The 2,048-nt window shown below is 56.1% G+C and carries 2 protein-coding genes; both read right to left on the bottom strand.

Annotation, left to right across the window (positions count from 1 at the left end; translation table 11 throughout):
- On the bottom strand, positions 1–614 hold a 614-nt coding region (locus L8H00_RS18600; RefSeq protein WP_242098834.1), incomplete at its 3' end, for a hypothetical protein.
- Between the two features lie 12 nt (positions 615–626).
- A partial coding sequence (locus tag L8H00_RS18595; protein WP_242098832.1) for a site-specific integrase occupies positions 627–2,048 on the bottom strand: 1,422 nt, incomplete at its 5' end.

Below are 2,048 nucleotides of genomic sequence, written 5' to 3'. Positions count from 1 at the left end.
ACCTCTTGTGGTTTGCCCATCCATTTTTTCATTGGGGGACCAGATGATTTTACCGCTTCGATGAACGCTTCCAAGTGAGCATCTGTGATCCGCAGGGCATCATACCAGCCATGAGCTATTTCAGCTTGGTCAAAATATGACTTATCAAGGGAATTCAAGGTTTGAGACTGAGTGCTATCATGCTTGATACAGTTGGCAACCATCCGTAATTTATCAATCATGCCTTCGTCGGTTTTCCATCCAACCAACTTGGCAGCAACGAACGCCTTTTTCTGGTCATATCTCTTCAGGCTCAATAGCTCTGCTACCTTCTTCTCCCAGTGATGATACAATACGGTCACGAAAGCCTCACGAACCAGTCTCTTACTTTCTTCGACTTCGTAGAGCAATTCACCGATATGTTCACCATAATCGAAATAAGCACCAGTCGTTTCTTCTTCGACGACGGTTTCAGCTTCGCCCGCCTCAACAGCTTTCTCATGAGCGGCCCAATCGCTCTCGATCAGTGAGCGCTCAGCCTCAAAGGACTTGATAGTTGAGCGAAACGCGCGTGCGATACTGTCGAGGCCGATACCATACAATAACCAGTCCAACCTGCCCTCCTTGTCGATCACACAGAAGCACTATTAAAGCACCCAAAGATGGCTCAGGTCGAGGTCGAAGTATCGGACTTGATTGAGACAATCTGATAATAACGGCGCGGTGTATCCGCTCCCATAATTGTCCGCCACTGCCACCCCCTTGCCATCCGTTGTCCAACCACCAAGGACGAACCCGACATCGCGGTCGATCTTGGCCTCGCGGAGTCCGTCGCGAAAATTGTGGCGGAACGAGTGGAAGCAGGTGAGCGAGGCGACGGCACCGGCATTTTCGAGGAAGCGCGAGAACCAGCGTGATATGGCAGTGGAGCGGTAGCCCAGATGCCCGAATGGAAGCTCAGGAAACAGATTCGTCTCGCCACATAGTCGCTGAGATTCAGCGAACGCCAGAAAACCGCAGCGGATCAGTTCGTCGTGAACCGGCACGATGCGCTCGCTGGCGTTGGTCTTCAAGCGCTTCTCGTCGCCGGTCTGGCTGAGCCCAGAAGCCACGCGAAAGCACGGGATGCCGTCGATCACCCGAATATCGGAGACCTCAAGCTGGCAAATCTCATTGAGCCGTAGGCCGCTGAACAGCGCGATCAGCGGCACCCAGAATCGAGCGCGGCGGGGGTGCTGATCGCCGGGGACGGCGTAGCCGTTCGCGTCATCCCGACACCCGGTGTAGATCGGCGCGTCGAAGATGCGGCGAAGCTGGTCGGTCGAGAACGGGTTCCGCTTGTCGCGTTTCTTCACTGGGTCTGGGAGCTTCAGCCCCTTGAGCGGATTGCGATCGAGATAGCCCTCATTCATCGCCCAGTTCATCACACCGCCGAACCGATTGATGTAGGCGTTGAGGTTCGCGGTGCTTATTACTCGGCGCTCACCCTTCGCCTTGGCGGCAGCGATCACCTCAATGATCGTCATGTCTGGAAAGCGTTGATGTGCGCTTTTCGGCATTTCGCGCAGGAGTGCCACGAAATCGCGACAGCCCTCGCGGGTGATCTCCGCGAGAGGAGTATCCTCCCCAAAGACCTCAATGACCCATTTCCGGGTCGTGGCGTGCGCGATCTGGGTGCGCTTGCTCCATTGATGCTTCGGGTCCGCGATGAAGCGATCGTAGACATTCCCGATGGTGCGGGTGCTCGACGGCGAGAGCGGTGCTGGCGGCTGCGCAGCAGCCGGGATCAGCGCGGTTGAAATCGCCGGATCGCTGAGCGGAACATTGAGCAACATCTGGTCGATAGTGCGACCAATCGAGCAGCGCATTTTCTCAAACTCGGCTTCGACATCAGCGGCGACCCGATGGATGCGCCGAAGTGCGATCGCATAGCTGTCTGTATCGAGCGAACGCCATACTTCGCGACCTTCCCAGACCGTCGACAAGTCGGTCGGCACCCGTCGTCGGTAGTGGAAGATTCCGCGCTTCGAGCAGAGGCCAATCGGTCGATTGTGGAGACGCCTTGTGTA

Source organism: Sphingomonas sp. CROZ-RG-20F-R02-07 (assembly GCF_022662335.1).
GTDB lineage: Bacteria > Pseudomonadota > Alphaproteobacteria > Sphingomonadales > Sphingomonadaceae > Sphingomonas.
The sequence above is the reverse complement of the archived record's forward strand: the minus strand, read 5'-3'. Positions and strand labels throughout refer to the sequence as shown.